Source organism: Pseudomonas kairouanensis (assembly GCF_004682055.1).
GTDB classification, from domain to species: domain Bacteria; phylum Pseudomonadota; class Gammaproteobacteria; order Pseudomonadales; family Pseudomonadaceae; genus Aquipseudomonas; species Aquipseudomonas kairouanensis.
Window position 1 is genome coordinate 1 of sequence record NZ_QUZU01000065.1, and the last position, 23,329, is coordinate 23,329.

At 60.6% G+C, this 23,329-nt stretch carries 16 protein-coding genes and 1 tRNA gene; 8 read left to right on the forward strand and 9 right to left on the reverse strand.

Annotated features, from left to right (window positions below; all coding sequences use genetic code 11):
- From DYL59_RS29245 to DYL59_RS29265, 5 genes are all read left to right on the forward strand, one after another.
- Positions 1-2,864 (forward strand): aminotransferase (locus tag DYL59_RS29245; protein ID WP_238340780.1); only part of this gene is annotated, 2,864 nt, incomplete at its 5' end.
- A gap of 122 nt (positions 2,865-2,986) precedes the next feature.
- A complete protein-coding gene (gene aguA, locus DYL59_RS29250) occupies positions 2,987-4,093 on the forward strand; it encodes an agmatine deiminase (protein WP_135292271.1) in 1,107 nt (368 codons plus the stop codon).
- A gap of 234 nt (positions 4,094-4,327) precedes the next feature.
- Positions 4,328-4,540, forward strand: a complete 213-nt coding sequence (locus tag DYL59_RS29255; RefSeq protein ID WP_135292272.1) for a hypothetical protein — start codon at positions 4,328-4,330, stop codon at positions 4,538-4,540.
- Positions 4,541-4,920: 380 nt separating this feature from the next.
- Entirely contained in the window at positions 4,921-6,243 is a 1,323-nt protein-coding gene (locus DYL59_RS29260) for an OprD family porin (RefSeq protein WP_135292273.1), read from the forward strand.
- A 218-nt stretch (positions 6,244-6,461) separates the two neighbouring features.
- Positions 6,462-7,163 (forward strand): SDR family NAD(P)-dependent oxidoreductase, encoded by a 702-nt coding sequence (locus tag DYL59_RS29265; RefSeq protein WP_135292274.1) that lies wholly within the window; start codon positions 6,462-6,464, stop codon positions 7,161-7,163.
- Positions 7,164-7,261: 98 nt separating this feature from the next.
- On the opposite strand, the gene DYL59_RS29270 is transcribed toward DYL59_RS29265, so the two are convergent.
- From DYL59_RS29270 to DYL59_RS29290, 5 genes are all read right to left on the reverse strand, one after another.
- The gene (locus tag DYL59_RS29270) at positions 7,262-8,032 is read right to left on the reverse strand and encodes a hypothetical protein (RefSeq protein ID WP_135292275.1); all 771 of its coding nucleotides are present in this window, start codon (positions 8,030-8,032) and stop codon (positions 7,262-7,264) included.
- Between the two features lie 13 nt (positions 8,033-8,045).
- Positions 8,046-8,861 carry an acid phosphatase gene (locus DYL59_RS29275; protein ID WP_135292276.1) on the reverse strand — a complete coding sequence of 272 codons (816 nt, stop codon included), beginning with the start codon at positions 8,859-8,861 and terminating at the stop codon, positions 8,046-8,048.
- Positions 8,862-8,875: 14 nt separating this feature from the next.
- Positions 8,876-9,718: a MipA/OmpV family protein gene (locus DYL59_RS29280; protein WP_135292277.1), complete on the reverse strand. Its 843-nt coding sequence runs from the start codon at positions 9,716-9,718 to the stop codon at positions 8,876-8,878.
- A 52-nt stretch (positions 9,719-9,770) separates the two neighbouring features.
- Positions 9,771-10,793, reverse strand: a complete 1,023-nt coding sequence (locus tag DYL59_RS29285) for a DUF1254 domain-containing protein (protein ID WP_135292278.1) — start codon at positions 10,791-10,793, stop codon at positions 9,771-9,773.
- Positions 10,794-10,914: 121 nt separating this feature from the next.
- The gene (locus DYL59_RS29290) at positions 10,915-11,901 is read right to left on the reverse strand and encodes a helix-turn-helix domain-containing protein (RefSeq protein WP_135292279.1); all 987 of its coding nucleotides are present in this window, start codon (positions 11,899-11,901) and stop codon (positions 10,915-10,917) included.
- 316 nt (positions 11,902-12,217) lie between these two features.
- Between DYL59_RS29290 and DYL59_RS29295 the strand changes: the two genes are divergently transcribed.
- The gene (locus DYL59_RS29295) at positions 12,218-12,460 is read left to right on the forward strand and encodes a CopG family ribbon-helix-helix protein (RefSeq protein ID WP_135292280.1); all 243 of its coding nucleotides are present in this window, start codon (positions 12,218-12,220) and stop codon (positions 12,458-12,460) included.
- Positions 12,450-12,734 (forward strand): type II toxin-antitoxin system RelE/ParE family toxin, encoded by a 285-nt coding sequence (locus tag DYL59_RS29300; RefSeq protein WP_135292281.1) that lies wholly within the window; start codon positions 12,450-12,452, stop codon positions 12,732-12,734. The genes DYL59_RS29295 and DYL59_RS29300 overlap by 11 nt, the downstream gene beginning before the upstream one ends.
- Before the next feature lie 88 nt (positions 12,735-12,822).
- Here the strand turns inward: DYL59_RS29300 and DYL59_RS29305 are convergent.
- The 4 genes from DYL59_RS29305 to DYL59_RS29320 form a co-directional block, all read right to left on the reverse strand.
- Positions 12,823-12,898, reverse strand: a tRNA-Thr gene (locus DYL59_RS29305).
- Positions 12,899-13,005: 107 nt separating this feature from the next.
- Positions 13,006-14,382 carry an HlyD family type I secretion periplasmic adaptor subunit gene (locus DYL59_RS29310; protein WP_135292282.1) on the reverse strand — a complete coding sequence of 459 codons (1,377 nt, stop codon included), beginning with the start codon at positions 14,380-14,382 and terminating at the stop codon, positions 13,006-13,008.
- Entirely contained in the window at positions 14,372-16,525 is a 2,154-nt protein-coding gene (locus DYL59_RS29315) for a type I secretion system permease/ATPase (RefSeq protein ID WP_135292283.1), read from the reverse strand. Before DYL59_RS29315 ends, DYL59_RS29310 begins: the two co-directional genes overlap by 11 nt.
- 45 nt (positions 16,526-16,570) lie before the next feature.
- On the reverse strand, positions 16,571-17,923 hold the full coding sequence (locus tag DYL59_RS29320; RefSeq protein WP_135292284.1) for a TolC family outer membrane protein: 1,353 nt from the start codon (positions 17,921-17,923) through the stop codon (positions 16,571-16,573).
- A 343-nt stretch (positions 17,924-18,266) separates the two neighbouring features.
- On the opposite strand from DYL59_RS29320, the gene DYL59_RS29325 reads away from it, so the two are divergent.
- A partial coding sequence (locus DYL59_RS29325) for a retention module-containing protein (protein WP_135292285.1) occupies positions 18,267-23,329 on the forward strand: 5,063 nt, incomplete at its 3' end.

Sequence of the window (23,329 nt, forward strand, 5' to 3'; positions counted from 1 at the left end):
CCTGCCCGCAAGTAGGCCCCGACCAGGCGGCACGATTGCTGGAGCAGTATTACGGCCTTACTGGCACTTTGCAGTCGCTGGGCAGCCAGCAAGACCTCAACTATAAAGTCGACAGCCCTCACGGCCGGTTTGTTCTGAAAATCTGCCGGGGCGACTATGCCGCCGTGGAGTTGCAGGCCCAACACGCCGCGCTCAAGAGCCTGCAGGGGGTGCGCGTGCCCAAGGTCATCAAGGCCTTGAACGCTGACGAACTTCTAAGCGTCACACTCGATGGCCAGCCGCTGCACCTGCGGGTGCTGGACTACATCGACGGTCAACCCCTGACCCATCTGCCCCATCTCGGCCGCGACGTGATCGCAGGTTTCGGCGACTTGTGCGGCCGCATGAGCCAGGCGCTGGCGTCGTTCACACACCCAGGCCTTGAGCGCACCCTGCAATGGGACCCGCGCCATGCCGGTGAGCTCATCGCCCACTTGCTGGCCACCCTGGAAAACCTGCCCCACCGCGCCGTATTGGAGCAAGTCGCTGCCCAGGTCGACAGGCACCTGCGGCCCCTGGCGGATCACCTGCCGTGGCAAGCGGTGCACATGGATATCACCGACGACAACGTGGTGTGGCAGCGCGATGCCCAACGCCATTGGCAGGTCGAGGGCGTGATCGATTTTGGCGATCTGGTGCACACCTGGCGCATTGCTGATCTGTCGGTGACCTGCGCGGCCTTGTTGCACCATGCCGAAGGCGACCCTTTTGCCATTCTGCCGGCGATTCAGGCCTGCCACGCGGTTACGCCGTTACAGCACGCAGAATTGCAGGCGCTGTGGCCGTTGATCGTCGCCCGCGCTGCGGTGTTGGTGCTCAGCAGCGAGCAGCAGCAACGGCTGGACCCGGACAACAGCTACCTGCTGAAAAACGCCGAGCACGAGTGGGAAATCTTCCATGTGGCGACGTCGGTGCCGTTCGAGTTGATGGAGGCGGCGATTCTGAGCTGCGTTGGCGACGCACTGCCTGCCCTTGCCAACCAGGATTTTGCGCCACTGTTGCCGGGGTTGGTGGGGCGCGAATTCGCACTGATCGACCTTGGCGTACTCAGCCCACATTTCGAAGCCGGCAATTGGGAACAACCGGGCATCGACCGCAGGTTGCTGGATGAAGCGGCGGCGGTGCATGGGTTGGCGGCCAGTCGGTATGGGCAATACCGGCTGTCGCGCACTTGCCCGGACCAGGCAGCAGAGCCTGCGACGTTCCCGCTGCATGTCGAGCTGCATTTGCCCCATGGCACGGTGCTCGAAGCGCCGTTTGCCGGGACGTTGCATCAAGACGCTGACGGCTTGGTTAGCGTGCACGGCGTCGCATTGAGCCTGCGGTTGTGGGGGGTAAAAACCGTCTTGAAACAGGGTGCGTTGTTGGTCGAAGGACAAGTGCTGGGCGAAGTGCACGCCCCACTGACTGTGCAATTGTGCCGTGCCGATCTTGAGCCTCCATTGTTTTGCACGCCGTCTCGCGCCTTGGCGTGGCAAGCCCTGTGTCCCTCGCCCGCGACGTTATTGGGCCTGGCCTGTGATGCCGAGCCAGAGCTGGACCCCCAGGCCCTGCTGGCTCGACGCGATGCCAGTTTTGCCCGTTCCCAGAAGCACTATTACGTCGACCCACCGCGCATCGAACGGGGCTGGCGCAACCACCTGATCGACATGCAGGGCCGCTCCTACCTCGACATGCTCAACAACGTGGCGGTGCTTGGCCACGGCCACCCGCGCATGGCGCAGGTAGCGGCGCGGCAGTGGTCGCTGCTCAACACCAACTCGCGCTTTCACTACGCGGCGATTGCCGAGTTTTCCGAGCGTTTGCTCGCGTTGGCGCCAAGCAGCATGGACCGGGTGTTCCTGGTCAACAGCGGCACCGAGGCCAATGACTTGGCCATCCGCCTGGCCTGGGCCTACAGCGGTGGGCGCGACATGCTCAGTGTGCTGGAGGCGTATCACGGCTGGTCGGTGGCGGCGGACGCGGTGTCCACCTCGATTGCCGATAACCCCCAGGCACTGAGCAGCCGTCCAGAATGGGTACACCCGGTGACCGCGCCCAATACCTATCGCGGTGAGTTTCGTGGGCCGCACAGCGCGCCAGACTACGTACGAAGCGTGGAGCACAACCTTGCGAAAATTGCCGCGAGCAAGCGCCAACTCGCCGGTTTTATCTGTGAGCCGGTGTACGGCAATGCCGGCGGTATCTCCCTGCCACCGGGTTATTTGCAGCAGGTGTATGCCCTGGTTCGCGCCCAGGGCGGCGTGTGCATCGCCGATGAAGTGCAGGTGGGTTACGGCCGCATGGGCCACTTCTTCTGGGGCTTTGAAGAGCAGGGCGTAGTGCCCGACATCATCACCATGGCCAAGGGCATGGGCAATGGCCAGCCGCTGGGGGCGGTGATCACCCGTCGCGAGATCGCCGAGGCGCTGGAGGCCGAGGGGTATTTTTTCTCCTCGTCGGGGGGCAGCCCGGTCAGTTGCCGCATCGGCATGGCCGTGCTGGATGTGATGGAGGAAGAAAAACTGTGGGAAAACGCCCAGGTGGTGGGCGGGCATTTCAAGGCGCGGTTGGAAGCACTGATCGAGCGTCATCCGCTGGTGGGTGCTGTCCACGGTTCCGGCTTTTATCTGGGCCTGGAACTGGTACGCGATCGGCACACCCTGGAACCGGCCACGGAAGAAACCGCACTGCTGTGCGATCGCCTGCGGGAATTGGGGATCTTCATGCAGCCCACGGGTGACTACCTGAACATCCTCAAGATCAAGCCGCCCATGGTGACGTCCAAACGCAGTGTGGATTTCTTTGTCGACATGCTGTCGAAGGTGCTGGATGAAGCCTTGTGATTAGTCGATTGTTATCGGTTAATTAGTGTCATATTCATTGGTTATTATTTTTTGTCCCTTTTAAAGCCGATTTTTATCCGTTATAAAGTCGGCCTTTACCCCCATTCGGAGTCCTGATCGCCATGACCACCCTGCACAGCATCCCCCGCGCCGATGGCTTCTACATGCCTGCCGAATGGGCGCCACAGACCCAGACCTGGATGATCTGGCCCGAGCGTCCAGACAACTGGCGCCTGGGCGGCAAGCCTGCGCAGGCAGCCCATGTGGCCGTGGCCAAGGCCATTGCGCGCTTTGAGCCGGTGACCGTGGCGGTGTCTGCCGGACAGTACGAAAACGCCCGTGCGCGTTTGGATGTGCCTAATATCCGCGTGGTGGAAATGTCCAGCGACGACGCCTGGGTGCGCGATACCGGGCCGACATTCGTGATCAACAACACGGGTGAAGTGCGCGGTGTGAACTGGGACTTCAACGCCTGGGGCGGCTTTGATGGCGGCCTGTATGCGCCGTGGAACCGTGACTCCCAGGTGGGCGGCAAGATCCTCGAGATCGAACGCGCGCCGCGTTACCGTACCGAAGGCTTTGTGCTTGAAGGTGGTTCGATCCACGTCGACGGCGAAGGCACCCTGATTACCACTGAAGAGTGCCTGCTCAACCGCAATCGCAACCCGCACCTCGATCGCGCCGGGATCGAAGCAGTGCTCAGCGCCAACCTGGCTGTGGATAAGATCATCTGGCTGCCGGACGGCCTGTTCAACGACGAAACCGACGGCCATGTGGATAACTTCTGCTGCTACGTGCGCCCCGGCGAAGTGTTGCTGGCCTGGACCGACGACCCGCAAGACCCGAACTACGCACGCTGCCACGCGGCCATGGACGTGCTGCAAGGCAGCACCGACGCCCAGGGCCGCTCGTTCACGGTGCACAAAATGCCAATCCCTGGGCCGCTGTATGCCACTGAGCAAGAGTGCGCTGGTGTCGACCCGGTAGACGGAACCCAGGAACGTAATCCTACCGTGCGGCTGGCGGGTTCCTACGTGAACTTCCTGATCGTCAACGGCGGCATCATCGCGCCAAGCTTCGACGACCCGCTGGACGGCCCGGCCAAGGTCATCCTGCAGAACCTGTTCCCGCAGCACGAAGTGGTGATGGTGCCGGGGCGCGAACTGTTACTGGGTGGCGGCAATATTCATTGCCTGACCCAACAGCAGCCCGCTCCCCACAAAAATTGAGTGCACTTGTAACGGCGCCATGACGGCGCCCCGGCACACGTCAGTTTCAACGCTTATAGCAAGCCCGCGGCCCCGCACGGTCGCGGGCTTTTTTGTGTCCGAATGGTGATAAACCGCAGACCTTGGCATAGCTCTTGTATCGGTGTTGCGACAGTGCCCCAGGTTCATGACTGCGCAGTTCTGTCATAAACCTTGAGTAAGTTAGCCGCTCACGCAGTAGGAGAGAGCGCGAAAATGAATGCCGATATCAACCTGATGTACACGCGCACGTTCCACCCCATGCGGGTCAACGGTGATGCGATCCATGCGCTGGCGCACTGGTTGAAGGAAAACGGCTCGCGCGCCATCAGGCAGCCTGATTTGCGCAGTGTGATGAGTGAACGCTACCCGGTAGGGTTGTTCAGCGAGGATGAGGTGCACGCCTTGTGTGACCTGCTCAATAACTGAAGAACGCCGCGACCAACTGTGGAAGAACGCAAGCCCCCTTCCACATTCAAATATTGTTGAGCCTTCGAATGTGTTGCCAAATGTGTTTTTTGGTCGTTTTGCAGGTCAATCAGGTCGTTTTTAGAAGGGCTGTAGGCCGCTGCTTAGAATTATTTGGCCTAAATACAGACGATTCGCGAAATTGACACAAAGTTCCGGGCGCGACTAGGATGGCGCCCAACGCCTGTGGCTAACAGCCATGACTCATCCAATAAGAAAAGGCCCGCGGCGTATTCAGTCGTCCGCGGGCCTTTTTTTATCCGGGAAAAGTCGACACCAGAAAGCAATACGGAGCCTGGTGTCGTAGCGCGTAATCAATCAGAAATAAGGAATATAAAAAAATGTTGAAGCAACGGATGAGTCTGATCGCTCTGGGGATTTTGAGCGCATCGGCAGCCATGGCAAACGACCAGGAGCAATCCAAGGGTTTCGTGGAAGACAGCCACCTGAACATCGCAGCACGCAACGCTTACATCAGCCGTGACTACAAAAACCACAAGCAAGACAAAGCTGAATGGGGCCAAGGCTTCATCGGCAAGTTCGAGTCTGGCTTCACCCAAGGCACCGTGGGTGTGGGTGTGGACGTGATCGGTCAATACGCTATCCGTCTGGACGGTGGCCGTGGCCGAGCTGGCGCCGGTGGCATCGACTTCTTCAAGACAGGCTCAAGCTCCACGCGCGCTGATGGTTCGACGCGCAATGGCGACGCGGCTGACGATCTGGCCAAGGGCGGCGCTGCCGTCAAGTTCCGTGTTTCCAACACGGTGCTCAAGTACGGTGACCAGTTCCCTAACGTCCCAGTGCTGGCCTACGACAACTCCCGTCTGTTGTCCGAAACCTACACCGGTACTTCGATTGTTTCCAAAGAGATCGAAGGCCTGCAACTGGACGCCGGTCACTTCACCAAGGAAGCCCGCAAAAGTGCCGAAGGCACCGACAGCGGCAACCTGAAGCGCATCGACTACCTCGGTGGTAGCTACAAATTCACCGAAAGCCTGTCGGCGGCACTGTATGCCTCCAACATGCAGGACGTGCTGAAGAAGCAATACGTCAACGTCAACTACGTGCTGGCCCTGCCAGAGAAACAGTCGCTGACCTTTGACTTCAACGGCTACAAGACCAAGCTGGATCGCAGCTTCGCCGAGCAACGTGGCGATGGCGACGCGCGCGACAACAAGATCTGGAGCCTGGGCGCTACATGGGCTGTCGGCCCGCACAGCTTCACCGTTGCGCACCAGCGCAGCACCGGCGACACCGGCTACCTGTACGGCGGCTATCGCGACAACACCCGCGACACCGGTATCGGCGACGGTGGCAACACCATCCTGCTGGCCAACTCCTACTGGTCTGACTTCAACGGCAAGGACGAGCGCTCCTGGCAAGCCGGCTACGGCCTGGACTTCAGTGCCTTCGGTGTACCTGGCCTGACCTACAACATCGCCTACGTGCGCGGCACCAACATTGACGACGGTTCCAACCGTGGCAATGGCACCGAGCGTGAAATCTTCAACCAGTTCAAATACGTGGTTCAGAGCGGCCCGGCCAAAGACCTGAGCCTGCGTGCTCGTGCGTCCTGGTTGCGCGTCTCCAGCAACGCCAGCGACTACAACGTAGGTGGTAACGAACTGCGTCTGTTCGCCGACTACCCGATCAATGTGTTCTAAGTGATCGTGTGTAGCGCCTGATTCCGGGCGATAAAAAACCCCGACTGGCTCGGGGTTTTTTTATGCCTGTAGATCAGCCCTCGCAGTGTCGCGATCTGTTACACCACATCATTAATGAAGTGCTCCGCCCCACCTTTATCCCCTTCCTGCGACGTTTTAGATTGGCCCCACCAACCAGTACCGCTAATCCCAGCCTGAAACCCTACCGGAGCATCATCATGAGCAAAGTCGTCATTATTACCGGCGCCTCCCAAGGCATCGGCGCCGCCGTGGTCCAAGCCTATCGCGCCCTGGATTACCGGGTGGTCGCCACCTCCCGTTCGATCCAGCCGTCCACCGACCCCGACATTCTCACCGTCGCCGGTGACATCGCCGACCCCGCCACCGCCCAACGCGTCATCCGCGAAGCCCTGGCCACGTTCGGGCGCATCGACAGCCTGATCAACAACGCCGGCATCTTCATCGCCAAACCGTTCACCGCCTACACCCAGGAGGACTACGCCAGCGTGCTGGCGGTGAACCTCAATGGCTTTTTCTACATCACCCAACTGGCAATTGCCGAGATGGAAAAGAACGGCGCTGGCCATATCGTCAACGTCACCACCAGCCTGGCTGACCACGCCATCGACGGCGTGCCCTCGGTGCTCGCCAACCTCACCAAAGGCGGCCTGAATTCGGCGACCAAATCCCTGGCGATTGAATACGCCAAGCGCGGGATCCGGGTGAATGCGGTGAGCCCAGGGATCATCAAAACGCCGATGCATGGCGCCGACACCCATCAGGCGCTGGGGCAATTGCACCCGGTTGGGCACATGGGGGAGGTGAGCGATATCGCCCAGGCGATTGTGTACCTGGAGAACGCCGGGTTTGTGACCGGTGAGATCCTGCATGTGGATGGTGGGCAAAGCGCCGGTCACTAGTGGGGATAGCAGTCACCAGTGGTGAGAGAGCAAGCTCAATCAAATAGCCGCCCCAGACGCCTCGACCGATCACGGCCGGGGCGTCTGCGTATACCCCTTCAAAACCGCCCGCTGATCCCCAACAACGGCCCCTTCTGGACGATGTCGTACACAAAACCATCATGGCGATAATTCACCCCCATGGCCCTGTACCCAGCCACCGCTGAAAAGCCGGGCCAGAACTCCCAGCCCGCCAGCGCCGCCAGGTCCCAGTCCTCCCGAGACTGCCCGCCACCCACCATGCCCCACGATGACAGCCAGAACCGCTCATTCACCCCATAGTGCCCGCGCAGCCCCACCATGGCGTCGGCCCAGGTCGCGCTGTCGGAACCGGAGCGCCCGCCAGCGGGGCCGCCGTGAAACGTAAGGAGGGTGTCGCTGTACCAGACACGCACGCCGCCGGCCACATCCACACGGCGGTGCTCGTCCCCCAACACGGTGTAACCGCCGCCCAGGAAACCGGAAGCCGTCTTGCTCTGGACCTCAAGTTTGTTGGCGACAATGCCCAGCGGCAGGCGTGTGCGGGTGTCGGTATCGATGTACATCAGGTCGGCGATGACGCTGTAGGGCCCGCGCCGCGCCTCGCCCATCAGCATCACCGACATATCGACCGTCTTGGCGATGTCGGAGAAATCGGACTTTATAAACTGGGTGCCGGTGTCGCGATGGCCCACGTGGCCACGGATACCGGCGCCCCACACGTAGGGGCCGCCGTTGAATATCCACTCGTCGTTGTCGGCCGCCGCGGCCACGCCGGGCAGGCCGACACAGGCGCCCACCAGCATCGCCAGGCCTCGCCAGGACGGGCGTGGTTTGTGGTTGTGCATCATGGTGTTTCCCCGGTCAGTGCTGGGTAAGCGAGAGCGCCACGGCTTCGGCTGCGCAGTCTTGCGTAGGTTTGAGATTTGCTTTTTGCGCCGCCTTGACCTCTTCCTTGGCGGCCGCCAGGTCCGCGAGGAACGCGGCATTGCCATGCAGGCTCGCCACGGTTGCAGCGCCCATGATGCGGCCAGCGTCCACGTCGCTTTGCCAATGGGCATTGCAGATGACCCGGCTCTGGCCGAAGGCCAACCCACGCGTCATCAGTTCGATCGCGCGTGCCGGCTGAACCTCAGCCAGCAACAGGCCCCAGGCCCAACCCGCCGCCGAATGACCGGACGGCCACGAACCATCAGTGCGCAGCAAGGGTTCCATATCGGCGCGGCAGGTGCCTTCCTCGTGGGCCACGAAGGGGCGGGTGCGGTTGTAGGCGTTCTTCCCGGCATAGGTGGAACCGCCGGCATCGGAGAGGGTGCGTTGCATCAAGGTGTAAAGGTGCGGTGTGGTTTTCTCGCTGATGGGCGTGCCCATCGCGCAGGAGAACGCTTGCGCGGGGCCTGGGAACTGCAGTTCTGCGTCCGCCGCTGCCAGTTTCTCCCGCGCCGTGCCCCGTAGCGCCAGCGCCGCGCGTCGGGCTTCTTCATCCCGTGCAAGCGCTGCGGACTCGGGCTTGGGTGGCGCGCCCAGCAGCGCCAGGCGCAGGGGCAGGTCTTTGGAGTCCAGATAACCGGGTGCCAGCTTGAAGTGCGGGTCGGTGACCTTGGGGGCGGCATCGTCGGCAAGCACCCAGCCGGAGCAAAGCAGGCCTGCCAGGCCCAGCTGTTTATACAGTGTGTTCATTGCGTGTTCCCTTATCAAAACCGGTACAGGGCATTCAGGTAGGCGCCGGCGCCGACCTTTTCGCCCGTCAGCGGGCTATTGCGTGCGTCGCTGGTCAGGGCGTAGGCCTTGATGCCACCTTCCAGTGCCAGCTGTGGTTGCCATTGCCAGGTCAGCCCCAGTTTCAAGGTGACGTCACGCATGCCGCCGCCGGGGTGGTATTCGTCGAACTGGGTGCGCGCCGCTTGCTGGGCCGTGACGCCGTAGCGGGCCATCATGTCGTTGTCATTGCTCCAGGTGCCGTACAGCGTCGAGTCCAGGGTCAAGGTGTTGGACAGGCTGTAGGCGGTGGCGAAACCCGCTTCCAGGTACCGAGTACGGCCCAGGCTTTCGCCACCGTAGTCGCGGCTTTCGGCGGCTTGCAGGCCGCGCACGAACAGACGCCCAGCGGGCAAGGTCCAGTAGGCTTCGGCCCCGACCAGCGCCGTGCTGTCCAGGTTGCCCATGCCCTTGAGGTAGTCATCACGGCCGCCCAGGGTGTGGATCCGCTCCTTGCGCCCCTGGTCATAACCCAGCAACAGCGCAACGCCGAACGGTGCCAGCCCCGGCAGGTCCCAGCGCAAGCCTTCCGGGAAGGCTGCGGTGAAGTGGCCCCAGTTTTCGGTGGGCAGCACGGCTTTGAATTTCAGTGACGGGAACGCGGCGTAGTGTGAAGAACCTTCGTACAACGGGCCGACGGCAAGCCCGCCGCCGACGGTAACGGAGGGTTCACTGGCTTCGTTTGCCTGTGCAGGCAACGCCATCGCCAAGGCGAGGGCTGTGCCTGTTACGAGCAGTGCAGGATGCTTGATAACGTTCAAACCACTGATGGCTGTCATTGCTGCTTTCCCCTGGCGCAACGCCAAATGTTCGCGTGCTGCACGTTAATGATTAGAGATCGACGGGTTGTGGTTTTGGGAAGCTCCACTGGCCATTCAGGATTTGTTCGCTTGGCTGATAAAGCCGAACCGTGTAGTTCCAGCCGGGAGTAGTCGGCAGGCAATTCGGGATCTTCCCGTCGCAACCGCCGAACTGGATAACCATCGAACCATCGGCACTTTTCTGGGCGGTCAAGTTATTCAGGGAATAGGCGTCATAGGGGTTCTTCTGGAAATAACCGTCAGCGTTATAAACACTCACCGACCAGAAACTGTTCACCGGCACGTCCCCAACCTTGAGCCGGTAAACGGTTTTGCCATCGTTCTGCGGCATCACGCCGCCCAGGTAGATCGCATCCTTGGCCGGGTTTCCGCCCCAGCCCGTTGCAGTGCCGATCAAGTGATGGATCGGGTTGACCGACCCCTTGGGCCCAAAGGACTGGTTGTAATCAGGAATGGTCGAACCCAGCACTTCCAGGGCACTGCGCACCTTGGCCTGGCTCACCGGGTCCCACTTGGGAACCACAAACTCCCCCACCTTGGCCTGGCTGACCTGCATGGCGTCCTGCAGTGCGTGCACCGTCTCCAGGTCTTTGCGGTCTGCGGGGTCGAAGAACGTACGCACCGCCACAAACACATAGCGCGTGCCCACCGCGTCTTTGGTCAGCGTGCGGCTGCCGGCGCCGTAGGTGACGAAGGGTACGTAGTGGTCTTCGTTGATCACCGCCATCGACATAAAGCGCCCACCGGCCTCAGGCAAGGTGATCGTGACCGGGCCGGCATCAAGGTCGAACACTGCTGATGAATAGAGCGTGTCCCGATTCATCCGCACCACATTCTGGGCATCGATGGGCACCGCTTCACGACTGTGTACAAATTTGCCCAAACTGCCTGTCGCGACCATTTTCCCCAAGTACAGATCGGATTCGGCACGCGCAAAGTTATCCACACCTACCGGTATTGATGACTGAGCGTTCGCACTTGCAAACGTCACCAGTGCCATGGCCGAGATGCAAGCCGTGGATAAACGAGACATTGAAACCCCTTGGTTTTATAAGTTGGCGTTGATTTTTTGACTGTATAAGAACGCCTCGGCGCAAACTTGCCATTTGGCGCCAAAAGCACAGTGAGCGAGGCCGCTCACCAGAGGGGAGGGGTCAGGTGTCTTGTTTCAACAAGAGCGCGCGAAAGCGCGACGGTGGGCTTCCCGTCCAACGCTTGAAGGCACGGGTAAAGTGCGCCGGGTCGCTGTAGCCGACCATGTAGGCAATCTCGGTCGCGCTGTATCGGCCACTGGCAATCAGTTGAAGGGCTTCGCTGCGCCGCGTCTCGTCACGTAGCGCGTCGAAGTCGATGCCACACAGTTCGAGGCGCCGTTGCAGCGTTCGAACCGACAGGCCGATCTTTCTGGAAATAGTCGCGAGTTTGGAGTGTTCCTGGTCCGCTATCGCTCCGGCGAGCACGTCAGCGGCAGTGGCCGTTGAATTCAACGCTTGGGTGGTTTTGCGCGCCCCGTCGTTGAACGGCTGCAGGGGAACGTCGAGCAGCTCACGATCAAATTCGATCATGTTGTAGGCGGCGTTCATCACCAGGTTCGGCCCCAGGATTTGCTCAAGCGCCTCGTCACCCTTTTCCCGGGCGTTTTTCAAATGCACCCGAATGGCCCCCGGTGCGCCGGCCATAAGCGGTACTTTGCGAAGCACCGCCAGGGTGCCGAAAATCACTTGCCGGGGGTCGGCTTCATGCTGCCCGGTAAAGTGCTGGATCAGCCGCGTGGTTCGGCCTTCGGTCACGATCGTCACATCACTACCTTGATGCACCAGATTCGTATGCACCGCCGCCGACGCACAGGCTTGTGCAAGGTTGGTCGAGCCCAAAATCAACTCGCCCCACATGCCAGTGGAGCGCACATCCGTCAGATGGCCCACCATCGCCCCGGCGAAAGGGTCCTGCGCGGCAGCGGCCATCTCGTTGGCGATATGAAAACAGGCCGCGCGGGGCACCCAGGCTTCAGGGTTCTGGAAAACATGAGGGGAGATGTCAAAGCGACGGAAGAACTCCAGCGGCGATACCCCACGCATACTCAAGTAGGGCGCGATGGGCCGAAGGGTACTGAGCTTGATGGCGGGTGGGGTGTTCGTCATGGGAGCGTCTCGGCCATGAGGTACTCAAAGCAGGCCAGTAAATGATGGCACTGTTGATGGCGCAGTAGACACGATGTGTTGGGCCTATGACAAATCGGGGATTCCCCTACAGAGGCTTTGGCCGCCGCTGCGATTAGCCGTGCTTATGGTTCAGCCATAATTATTGCCAGTACATAATTTAGCCTAAAGCTCGAAAGGTGCACTTTGCGTACACACGCTGCGAGGCGTCGGGATAAAACCGGCGACGACCTGCTAATTCACGTAAGTGCTGACGGTGTAAGATGCCCTGCAAACGTTTACCATCATCGAGGCTGCCATGACCGGGATATCCCTGAATCTGCCGGAAGACCTTTCGAATTCTCTCTCCGATCTAGCCAAGACAAATGGCCAAACTGTGACCTATCTGGCAATGGACGTTCTACGCGACTACATCGAACACGAGCGGACGCTTACTGCACAGATTGAGCTGGCGGTAGAAGAAGCTGATCAAGGTAAATTCGCCACCGACGAGCAGGTTGCGGCGATGCGTGCTCGGCGTTGGAGCAGGAATGCGGGTTGAGTGGCTTGAGAAAGCCCTCAAGAACTTGGAAGACGAAGCGAGTTACATAGCCCTTGAAAATCCTAAGGCCGCTGACGACTTCTCTGATGCGATCTTCGCCAGCGTAGACATGCTGTCTCAATTCCCAGCCTCGGGTCGTGAGGGTCGAGTCAAAAATACACGTGAATGGGCGGTGCCCAACTGGTCTTATCTCATCCCCTATCGTGTACGGGGTGATCGACTTCAAATCCTTGGGATATTTCACACGCGGCAACGGCCACGCACCCACTGGTGAGAGAACGGGACACCGAGGTGTGGGAATTTCCTGTTCAAATTCCAGAAACAACAAAGCCCCTGCATTTCTGCAGGGGCTTCGTCTTATATGGTGCCGGCACCAGGAGTCGAACCCGGGACCTACTGATTACAAGTCAGTTGCTCTACCAACTGAGCTATACCGGCGTGTTGGGCGACGATTATAGCGACTGGCAAGGTTCTGTAAACCCCTGAAATCTGACTATTTTTGCGAAAACCCAAGTTTTCGCAAATCTCACCCCATTAACCTGCGATCAACGCTCGTGCATCGCCTCTGCGCGGGACTTGATGATTGGCTTGAGCAGGTAGCTCAAGATGCTTTTCTTGCCGGTGATGATGTCCACCGAGGCAACCATGCCGGGGATGATCAGCAGTGGCTTCTCATCGGTGCCCAGGTGGCTGCGGTCGGTGCGCAGTTTGATGATGTAGAAGGTGTTTTTCTTCTCTTCATCCATCACGGTGTCGGCGCCGATCTGTTCGAGTTTGCCTTTGAGGCCACCGTAGATGGTGTAGTCGTAGGCGGTGAATTTGATCATGGCTTCCTGGCCGGGGTGCAGGAAAGCGATGTCTTGTGGGCGGATCTTGGCTTCCACCAGGAGGGTGTCGTCCAGCGGGACCACTTCGGCCATGTCGCTGCCGGGCTGGATCACGCCGCCGACGGTGTTGACCAGCATTTGCTTGACGATGCCGCGCACGGGGGAGGTGACCATGGTGCGGCTGACGCGGTCTTCCAGGCCTTTGGAGGTGGCCTGGGCTTTGCTCAGCAGGGTGCGTGCTTCGTTCAACTGGGCCAGGGCTTCGCTGCGGAATTTGCCACGGGTTTCGTCGATTTTGCGTTGCACTTCGTTGATGGCGGCCTGGGCGCGGGGGATGGCCAGGGTGGTGCCGTCGAGCATGCCGCGGGTTTCTACCTCGGAGCGTTTGAGGCGCAGCACTTCTACCGGTGAGATCGCGCCTTGTTGCACCAGGGGTTCGGACATGCCGATTTCCTGGCGCAGCAGGTTCAGGCTGTTGCGGTATTGCTCCTGCTTGGAGCTGAATTCCCGCAGTTCCTGCTGGCGTTGCAGCAGTTGTTGTTGCAGCCCGCCCACTTCATCTGCCAGTTGTTGGCGACGGCTGACGTACAGCGACTCTTCGTTGGACACCTGGTTTGGCACGGCTTTGCGGGCATCCTCGGTGATGTTCAGCGGGCGGTTGTCGACTTCTGCGCTCAGGCGCTCCACGCGCAGTTCCATGGACACGCGCTCGGCTTCGGTTTCGCCGACGTTGGAGGCAAAGCGGGTATCGTCCAGGCGAATCAGCGGCGCGCCGGCTTCTACTATCTGGCCTTCGTGCACGTAGATCTGGGCGACGATGCCGCCTTCCAGGTTCTGGATCTTCTGGATGCGTGACGAGGGGATCGCCTTGCCTTCGCCCTTGGTCACTTCATCGATGATCGCGAAGTGCGCCCACAGCAGCAGGAACACGAAGAAGCCGATCACGCCCCAGATGGTCAGGCGCACGATGCGCGGGGCATCGTCGATCAGGGCCTTTTCGACCTCGGGCAAGGGTTGATCGTCGAGGGAATCGCTGCCTTTGAAGTAGCGCAAGATCACATCTTTCCAACGGCCTGGGCCGGACTTAAGCAACACTGATCTGCCCCTTTTTCAGCGCTTCCATAACGGCCGCTTTGGGGCCGTCCGCGAGTATCTGGCCACGGTCGATCACCAGCAGGCGATCCACCAGGCTCAACAGCGAGGCGCGGTGGGTGACCAGAATCACCGTCTTGTTTTCGATAACGGCTTGCAGGCGCTGTTTGAGGCGCTCTTCGCCAGTGTTGTCCATGGCGCTGGTGGGTTCGTCCAGCAGCAGGATGGGTGGGTTGAGCAGCAGCGCACGGGCCAGGGCCACGTTCTGGCGTTGACCGCCGGAAAGGTTCTGCCCGCGCTCGCCCACCTGCAGTTCGTAACCCTGCGGGTGCAGCCTGGCAAACTCATGCACGCCGGCCAGCTCGGCGGCCTGCAGCACCATTTCGTCGTCGACGTAGCGCGCACCGGACACCAGGTTGTCGCGCAGGGTGCCGGCCAGCAGTTGGATGTCCTGGGCGACGTAGCCGATGTTGTGGCGCAGTTCGCTGACGTCGATCTGGCGGATATCGACGCCGTCCACCAGCAATGAGCCCGAGTCCGGTTGGTACAGGCCCACCAGCAGCTTGGCCAGGGAGCTTTTGCCCGAGCCGCTGCGGCCGATGATGCCGATTTTTTCGCCAGGGCGAACGTTCAGGTTGATCCCACGCAGCGCCAGGTTTTGCTGGTTCGGGTAGGTAAAGTCGACCTCGCGGAACGTCATCGCGCCTTGCAGCGTTTTGCGGCTGAGGGGGCGCTCGTCGAAGTTGCGCTCTTGCGGCAGTTCCATCATCTGGTCTACCGAGACCATCGTTACCTTGGCTTGCTGGTAACGGGTCAGCAGGCCCGACAGCTGAGCCAATGGGCCAAGCGCGCGGCCGCTGAGCATGTAGCACGCCACCAGGCCGCCCATGCTCAGGGTGCCGTCGATGATCTGGTACACGCCGAAAATGATCATCGCCACGCCGGCCAGTTGCTGGATCAGCAGCGTGATGTTCATTGCCAGGCCCGACAGCACCTTGACCCGCAGTTCCAGGCGGCTGAGGGTGCCAATGGTTTGCTCCCATTGGTACTGGCGCTCGCTTTCGGCGTTGTTGACCTTGACCGCATCCAGCCCGGCGAGGGTTTCGATCAGGCTCGACTGGCGTTCGGCGCTCAGGGCCATGGTGCGTTCCAGCGTTGCAGTCAGTGGTTTTTGCAGGAAATGGCCAATGCCCAGGGCCAACGGGAAGGCCACGATAGGGATCCACACCAAGTGGCCTCCCAGCAGCGCGATCACCCCCAGGATGATCAGGGTAAACGGCAAGTCGATAAGGCTGGCAAGCGTCAGGGAGGTGAGAAAGTCACGCATCCCCTGAAACTCATGGATGTTGGAGGCGTAGCTGCCGACACGCGCCGGGCGCATTTTCATCGACATGCCCACGATGCGCTCAAACAGCGTCGCGGAAATGATCAAGTCGGTTTTCTTGCCCGCAAGGTCCAGGCACAGGCTGCGCATGCTCTTGAGCAACAGGTCGAACAGGTAGGCGCCGCAGATACCGATGGCCAGCACCCACAGGGTTGCCGTGGCCTGGTTGGGTACCACGCGGTCATACACGTTCATGACAAACAGGGGCGCAGCCAGGGCGATCAGGTTGATCACCAGGCTGGCGGCGATGGCGTCGGCGTACAGCCAGCGCGAGCGCTTGAGGGTGTCTTTGAACCACGAGCGTGCGCGGGGGATGAGCGTGCCGCTGGTGACGTCAAATTTATGTTGCGGCTGGGCGAAGAAAACCCGACCGCTGTAATCTTGACTCAGCGCCTCGCGGGAAACCTGCACTTCGCCGCCGTCACTTTCGCTGAGCAGCAAGCGGGCGGTGTCACCCTCCCAGCTCAACAGCACCGCACAGCGCCCTTCCTTTAATAGCAGCAAGGCCGGCAATGCGATGGACGGGATCTGCTCCAGCTTGCGCTGCAGCATGCGCCCCTGCAGACCGGCCCTGGCCGCTGCGCGTGGCAGCAAATCAGCGCTCAGGCGCTGCCCCGCCAAGGGCAGACCGGTGGTCAGCATGGCCCGGCTGGCGGGCTTGTAATGCAGCGAGCAGAGAGCCAACAACCCGTCTAGCAATGGGTCGTCGTGCTGAGTGCGCGGGTCATGGTTAAGTTGCGCCACACCAATTTCAGGATCCAAGCTGACTCTCTCTTAAGCGGTTCTGTGGTCCAACGCCGTCAAGAATCAGTTCATCCCTGGCAGGTTTACCGACGGTTTAATATCGTTTTGCACAACTGATGCCATCGGCGCAACCACGCCCTGACTTCTCAGCAATTGACCCATGTCGGCCTTGATACGGTACTGCGTATAGATGTGCAGGCTTTTGATCTGGGCCAAACGCTGCTGGGCGGTGAACAGTTCGTTCTCGCTGTCGAGCAGGTCGAGCAGTGTACGCTCGCCCAGGCTGAACTGCTGCTGGTACGAGGTGCGCACCTTGGTGCTGCGGTCCACGTATTGCTGGGCAATCGGCACCTGTTGGGTGGCGTTGTTGTAGGCGTTCCAGGCCAGGCCCAACTCTTCGTTCAGCTGGCGCAGGGCGTTGTTGCGGATATCCAGCGCCTGGGTGGCCTGGGAAGCCTTGGACTGCAGGCTGGCCTTGTCGCTGCCGCCGTTGAACAGGTTGAACTGCATGTTCAGCATTGCGGAGTAGCCATTGTCATGGCCTTCTTCGCCGCCGATGTTGTTGTTGGCCGAGCGTTGCAGTACGGCGTCAAAACGCGGGTAGAAGGTCGACTTGGCGGCTTCGTACTGCTTTTCGGCAGCGGCGATGTCCGACTCGGCCGAGCGCAGCACCGGGCTGTCGGCGATCATCTGGCGACGTGCGTCATCCAGGCTGGCAGGCAGCTCGGTCACAACGCCCAGTGGACGCTCAAGCTGGTCAGGCTCTTGGCCGACCACGCTCAAAAAGTTGGTGTTGGCATCCGCCAGGTTGGTCTGCTCGGTGATCAGGTTGTTTTGCGCTTGAGCCAGTCGGGCTTCGGCCTGGTCCATGTCCGCCATTCTTCCGACGCCACGGCTGGTGCGCAGTTTGATCTGGTCAAAAATGCGTTCGTGGCTCTTAAGGTTGTCTTCTGCAAGGCTCACCATCTCACGACGGGTCAGCACATCCAGGTACACCTGGGCGACTGTCAGCGCGGTGCGCTCGGACGTATTGAGCAGCGCATAACCACGGGAATTGGCGGTGGCTTGCTGGCGGCCCACTTCATTGATGGTGCCGAAACCCTGGAACAGGTTTTGTTGCAGGCGAATGCTCGATTCGCCACGGTTCAGGGTTTTCCAGTCATGGCTGTTGCTGGCGGCACGGGTCGAGGTGTTGTCGGAGCTTTCACGGCCGTAACCCCCCAACAAGTCCACTTTAGGCAGGTAGCCGCCTTGGGCTTCGCGTACCTGATAGTCGGCGGCAATGCGCGCATTAATAGCTGCCTGGATCTCCGGGTGGTTTTCCACCGCGGTTTGCATTGCCTCCGTCAGGGTTTGGGCCTGGACGAAACTGGCGGCGAGAGCAAACGGCACAGCTTTAAAAAGGTGCAAACGCATTCTGATGTATCCCCGGGAGTGGTTGCCTTAAGCACGCAACAAAAGTGAAATCTTGCATTGGAATTGGCAACCGAAATGACTGCTTGTCATAGGGACCTGGTAGTCCAAACAGAAAGTCGTTAGCCGATTAAATATCAATGTGACATTACCCGGCGGATTGTTTAGGATGGCGCCAAATAGGTCAATACCTTGACGGAAAAGTAATTTGCTGAACTAAACAACAAATTATTGACGCCAAATTTTCCACACAAATTTTAAGTACTCCAGCTATCGAATCGGCATAGGTAATGAGGCCGGTCTCCATGATGGATACCCCTGATCGGTAATACACGGAGAGTCTTTTATGAGCAGCGTTGCGGTCGTCAAAAGCATTGTCGGTCAAGTGTTCGCGGTTTCCCCGGAAGGGATTCGTCGCCTGCTTGTAGAAGGGGATCGCCTGCTGTCGGGTGAGCAAGTCGATACCGGCGCATCGGGCGCCGTGTCTCTGGAATTGGCCGACGGCCGTACCATCGACTTGGGGCGTGACACTCAGTGGAGCGCCAACGCTCCTGATTCGGTCACCGACCTCAGCGCCGCCACCGCCCAAGCCGCACCCTCCGTTGCCGAACTGCAGCAAGCCATCGCCGCTGGTGCCGACCCGACCCAAGACCTGGAAGCCACCGCTGCCGGCCAAACCGCCGCAGGTGCCGAAGGCTCCGCCGGGGGCAGCCACAGTTTCGTTGTGCTGGAGGCCACCGCTGGCGTGGTTGACCCCACCATCGGTTACCCGACCACCGGCCTCAACGCCGGTGACGCGGTAGGCACCCCGCTGACGGCAGGCGACACCGACAACGGTGAGAGTACGCGCGCCGTCACCATCACCCTGACCGCCACGCCGACCATCACCGAAGCCGGTGGCGTGGTGGTGTACACCGTCTTCATCACCCAAGCGCCGACCAGCGACCTGACCGTAACCTTGTCCAATGGACTGTCCGTGGTAATCGCTGCCGGCCAGACCTCCGGTGCGTTGAACGTCACTTACGCGGGCAACGACACGCCTTACCTGGACGCATCGGAGATCTCCGCCACCATCACCGGCACCTCCGGCGGCGGCAAGCTGAACATCACTACCGACCCAGCCCCGGCGGTGACCCAAATTGCAGACACCATCGACACCACCACCGTCACCCTGACCGCCACCGGTTCAGTGGATGAAGGCGGCAAGATCGTCTACACCGCGACCGTGGATAACCCGGCGCAGACCGACGTGGTCATCAAACTGTCCAACGACACCACCATCACCATCGCAGCGGGTAAATCCAGCGGCACAGTCACTGTGGATGCGCCTGCCAACCTGGCGGATGGCAAAGACCTCAACGTCCAAGTCACCATCACCGGTGCCGACGGCGGCAACTACGAAAAACTGGTGCCCAACCCTGAAGCGGCCACCACTACGGTTCTGGCGGTCAACGACGCCCCAGTGATCACGTTCGACAGCACCTCGTTCAGCGAGGAGAAAGGCGATGCGGTGGCCCTGGTCAAAAACCTGACCATCACCGACATCGACAACACCACCTTCAGCAAAGTGGTGGTCACGGTCGATAACCTGGCCTCCGGTGACCTGCTCAGCAGCGCCGATGTGCTCAAGGCCCTCGCGGTTGCGGGTATCACCATCACCCAAACCGGCAGCGCCGCTGATGGCAAGATCGTCTACACCCTGACCAGCAATTCGCCAGCGGGCAGTAGTGCGGCTGATTTTATCAAGGTGGTCGAAGCGATCACCTTCCAGGCGCCGGGCAATAACCCGAGCGGCGATGCGCGTACCGTTACCATCGAAGTCACCGACAACGGCGGCGAGAACCAGGCCCGTGACCCTGCGCTGAGCGACAGCCACAGCGGTACGGTGGATATCGTGCTGTTCAATGACGCCCCAACGGCATCGGATGCAACAGCCGGCGCCGATGAAGATCATGTGGCCACCATCGTACTGAGCGGCGCTGATGTGGATGGCAACGTCACCCAGTTCGTCATCACCGGCCTGCCAGAGAACGGCAAGCTGTACAGCGATGAAAGCCTGACCACTGAGCTTAAGGTGGGCGATTCGGTCGCTGCCGGCGCGGACGGCAAGGCATCGGTCTACTTCTCGCCGACGGCGGACTGGAGCGGCACCACGTCGGTGACATTCACTGCGGTCGACAGCGGCATCAACGGCACAGACATCAAAGCCAGTGCACCGGCCACCGTCGACATCACGATTGCTCCTGTCACCGACACCCCGCACCTGAGCCTGGGTGGCGGCGGCACGGTAACCTCGATCAACTTCGACAATGCCCCGATCAACGGTGCGTGGGGCACGGTCGCGGTTGGCGACGCTAACAACGCGGCCGGCGGTACTCCGTGGCTCACCGGTAACGCTGACGGCCAGGTCGAGATCGGTCACAGCGACGTTTACGGCGTCGAAACCCCAGGCAACAGCCAGGTCATCGAGCTGGAAAAAAATGCCGGCGACGACGCCAGCCTGTACACCATCATCAAGGCTGAAAGCGGCACCGCGTACACCATCTCGGTCGACTACTCGCCACGCGCGGGTGAAGAAAATGGTTCGGTGATTGATGTGTTCTGGGGCGGCGTCAAAGTCGGCACCCTGGACACCACCGTGGTTGGCATGAAGACCTACACCTTCGTGGTGCCGGTCACTGCCGACGGTGACGCCAAACTCGAATTCAAAGCCCCGGCCGGTTCTACCAACAACGGCGCTGGCGGCGTGCTCGACAACATCAGCGTGACCCAGGTGCTGAACACCGGCCTGGAAGACCACGCGATCAAGCTGTCGGCCATCGATGCCTACGCTACCGATAAAGATGGCTCCGAGACCCTGAAGCTGGAAATCAGCGGCATTCCGGAAGGCGCGACCATTTCGGATGGCTCGGGCAACAGCTTCACGGCTACGGCTGGCAATCAAAGCGTTGATATCAGCGGCTGGAACAAGTCCACACTGGTCTACAACCCGGTGCCAAACGCCAACGGCCTGGTGAACCTCACCGTGACCGCCACGGCGCAGGACGGCACTGCCACGCCGAAGATTGCGTCGATCACCTTGCCGATCAATGTGATCGCGGTGAACGACGCGCCGGTGCTGGGCAACGGCTCCACCAACAACTTCGGCGACACCTACATCGAAGGCAAGCCCGGCGGCTACGTCGCGGCGAACCTGACGGTCAGCGACGTCGACAACAGCACCCTGCAAAGCGCCAAGGTCACGCTGATCAACCACATGACCGATGACGTGCTGATTGCTGATGTGACCAACAGCAAAATCACCGTCAGCTACGACGCCCAAACCGGCATCCTGAGCCTGTCCGGCGAAGCCACCAAGGCCGAATACCAGGAAGTGCTGCGCTCGGTGCATTTCGCCAGCACCAGCGAAGACCCAAGCCCGATTGACCGCAAGCTGACCATTACCGTCAACGATGGCCAGGCAGACTCGGCACCGGTGAACTCCACCGTCTACGTGGTTCCAGAAAACGACAAGCCGGTGGTGAGCTTCGAGAACGCTGTGTTCACCGAGCAAGGCGGCGCGGTGGCTTTGGTCAAAAACCTGAGCATCACCGACGTCGACAACACCACCTTCAGCAAAGTCGTGGTCACCGTTGATCACCTGGCGTCCGGCGACCTGCTGAGCAGCGCCGACGTGCTCAAGGCCTTGGCTGTAGCCGGTATCACCATCACCCAAACCGGCACCGCCGCTGATGGTAAGGTCATCTACACCCTGACCAGCGACTCGTCTAAAGGTAGCAGCGCCGCCGACTTTACCAAGATCATCGACGCCATCACCTTCCAAAGCCCTGGCAATAACCTGGACGGCGCGGATCGCACCGTCACCATCGACGTCACCGACATCGGCGGCGGTAACCTGGCCCGCGACCCGGCGCTGACCGGCAGCGCTACCGGTAAGGTGGCAATCGACCTGGTCAACGATGCCCCGACTGCATCGGGAACAACCACTGGCGCGAATGAAGACCACGTTGCCACCATCGTCCTGAGCGGCGCGGACGTGGACGGCACTGTCGTCAAGTTCGTCATCACCGCCTTGCCGGAAAACGGCAAGCTGTACAGCGACGAGACCCTGACCACTGAACTCAAGGTTGGCGATTCGGTTGCGGCGGGTGCAGACGGCAAAGCGTCGGTTTACTTCTCGCCAACCGCTGATTGGAGCGGCACCACCGCGGTGAAATTCACGGCGGTCGACGATGGCGTGACTGGCGCCAATGGCAGCAAGCCTAGCGAGTCCAGCGCCGAGGCCACCGTGGTGGTCACGATTGCCCCGGTCACCGACACCCCACACCTGAGCCTGGGTGGCGGCGGCACAGTAACCTCGATCAACTTCGACAGCGCACCGATCAACGGTGCGTGGGGCACGGTTGCGGTGGGCGATGCCAACAACGCCGCCGGTACCACCCCGTCCACGCCATGGCTGACCGGCAACGCTGATGGCCAAGTCGAGATCGGCCAAAGCGGCACCTACGGCGTAGAGACCCCAGGCAACAGCCAGGTCATCGAGCTGGAAAAGAATGCCGGCGACGATTCGAGCCTGTACACCATCATCAAGGCCGAAAGCGGCACCGCGTACACCATCTCGGTTGACTACTCGCCTCGTGCGGGCGCCGAAAATGACTCGGTGATCGATGTGTTCTGGGGCGGCGTCAAAGTCGGTACCCTCGACACCACCGTTGTTGGCATGAAGACCTACACCTTCGTGGTGCCGGTTACCGCCGATGGCGATGCCAAACTCGAATTCAAAGCGCCAACGGGCGACACCAACAACTCCTTCGGCGGTGTGCTCGACAACATCAGCGTGACCCAGGTGCTGAACACCGGCCTGGAAGACCACGCGATCAAGCTGTCGGCCATTGATGCCTACGCCACCGATAAAGATGGCTCCGAGACCCTGAAGCTGGAAATCAGCGGCATTCCGGACGGCGCGACCATTTCGGATGGCTCGGGCAACAGCTTCACGGCTACGGCTGGCAATCAGAGCGTTGATATCAGCGGCTGGAACAAGTCCACACTGGTCTACAACCCAGTACCAAACGCCAACGGCCTGGTGAACCTCACCGTGACCGCCACGGCGCAGGACGGCACTGCCACGCCGAAGATTGAGTCAATTACCCTGCCGATCAATGTGATTGCGGTGAACGACGCGCCGGTACTGGGCAACGGTTCCACCAACAACTTCGGCGACACCTACATCGAAGGCAAACCCGGCGGCTATGTCGCGGCGAACCTGACCGTCAGCGACGTTGACAACAGCACCCTGCAGAGCGCCAAGGTCACGCTGATCAACCACATGACCGATGACGTGCTGATTGCTGATGTGACCAACAGCAAAATCACCGTCAGCTACGACGCCCAAACGGGCATCCTGAG

Coding starts and splice junctions, on each gene's coding strand:
- aguA (WP_135292271.1), top strand. CDS start 2,987: ATGACCACCCTGCACAGCATCCCCCGCGCCGATGGCTTCTACATGCCT.
- DYL59_RS29255 (WP_135292272.1), top strand. CDS start 4,328: ATGAATGCCGATATCAACCTGATGTACACGCGCACGTTCCACCCCATG.
- DYL59_RS29260 (WP_135292273.1), top strand. CDS start 4,921: ATGTTGAAGCAACGGATGAGTCTGATCGCTCTGGGGATTTTGAGCGCA.
- DYL59_RS29265 (WP_135292274.1), top strand. CDS start 6,462: ATGAGCAAAGTCGTCATTATTACCGGCGCCTCCCAAGGCATCGGCGCC.
- DYL59_RS29270 (WP_135292275.1), bottom strand. CDS start 8,032: ATGATGCACAACCACAAACCACGCCCGTCCTGGCGAGGCCTGGCGATG.
- DYL59_RS29275 (WP_135292276.1), bottom strand. CDS start 8,861: ATGAACACACTGTATAAACAGCTGGGCCTGGCAGGCCTGCTTTGCTCC.
- DYL59_RS29280 (WP_135292277.1), bottom strand. CDS start 9,718: ATGACAGCCATCAGTGGTTTGAACGTTATCAAGCATCCTGCACTGCTC.
- DYL59_RS29285 (WP_135292278.1), bottom strand. CDS start 10,793: ATGTCTCGTTTATCCACGGCTTGCATCTCGGCCATGGCACTGGTGACG.
- DYL59_RS29290 (WP_135292279.1), bottom strand. CDS start 11,901: ATGACGAACACCCCACCCGCCATCAAGCTCAGTACCCTTCGGCCCATC.
- DYL59_RS29295 (WP_135292280.1), top strand. CDS start 12,218: ATGACCGGGATATCCCTGAATCTGCCGGAAGACCTTTCGAATTCTCTC.
- DYL59_RS29300 (WP_135292281.1), top strand. CDS start 12,450: ATGCGGGTTGAGTGGCTTGAGAAAGCCCTCAAGAACTTGGAAGACGAA.
- DYL59_RS29320 (WP_135292284.1), bottom strand. CDS start 17,923: ATGCGTTTGCACCTTTTTAAAGCTGTGCCGTTTGCTCTCGCCGCCAGT.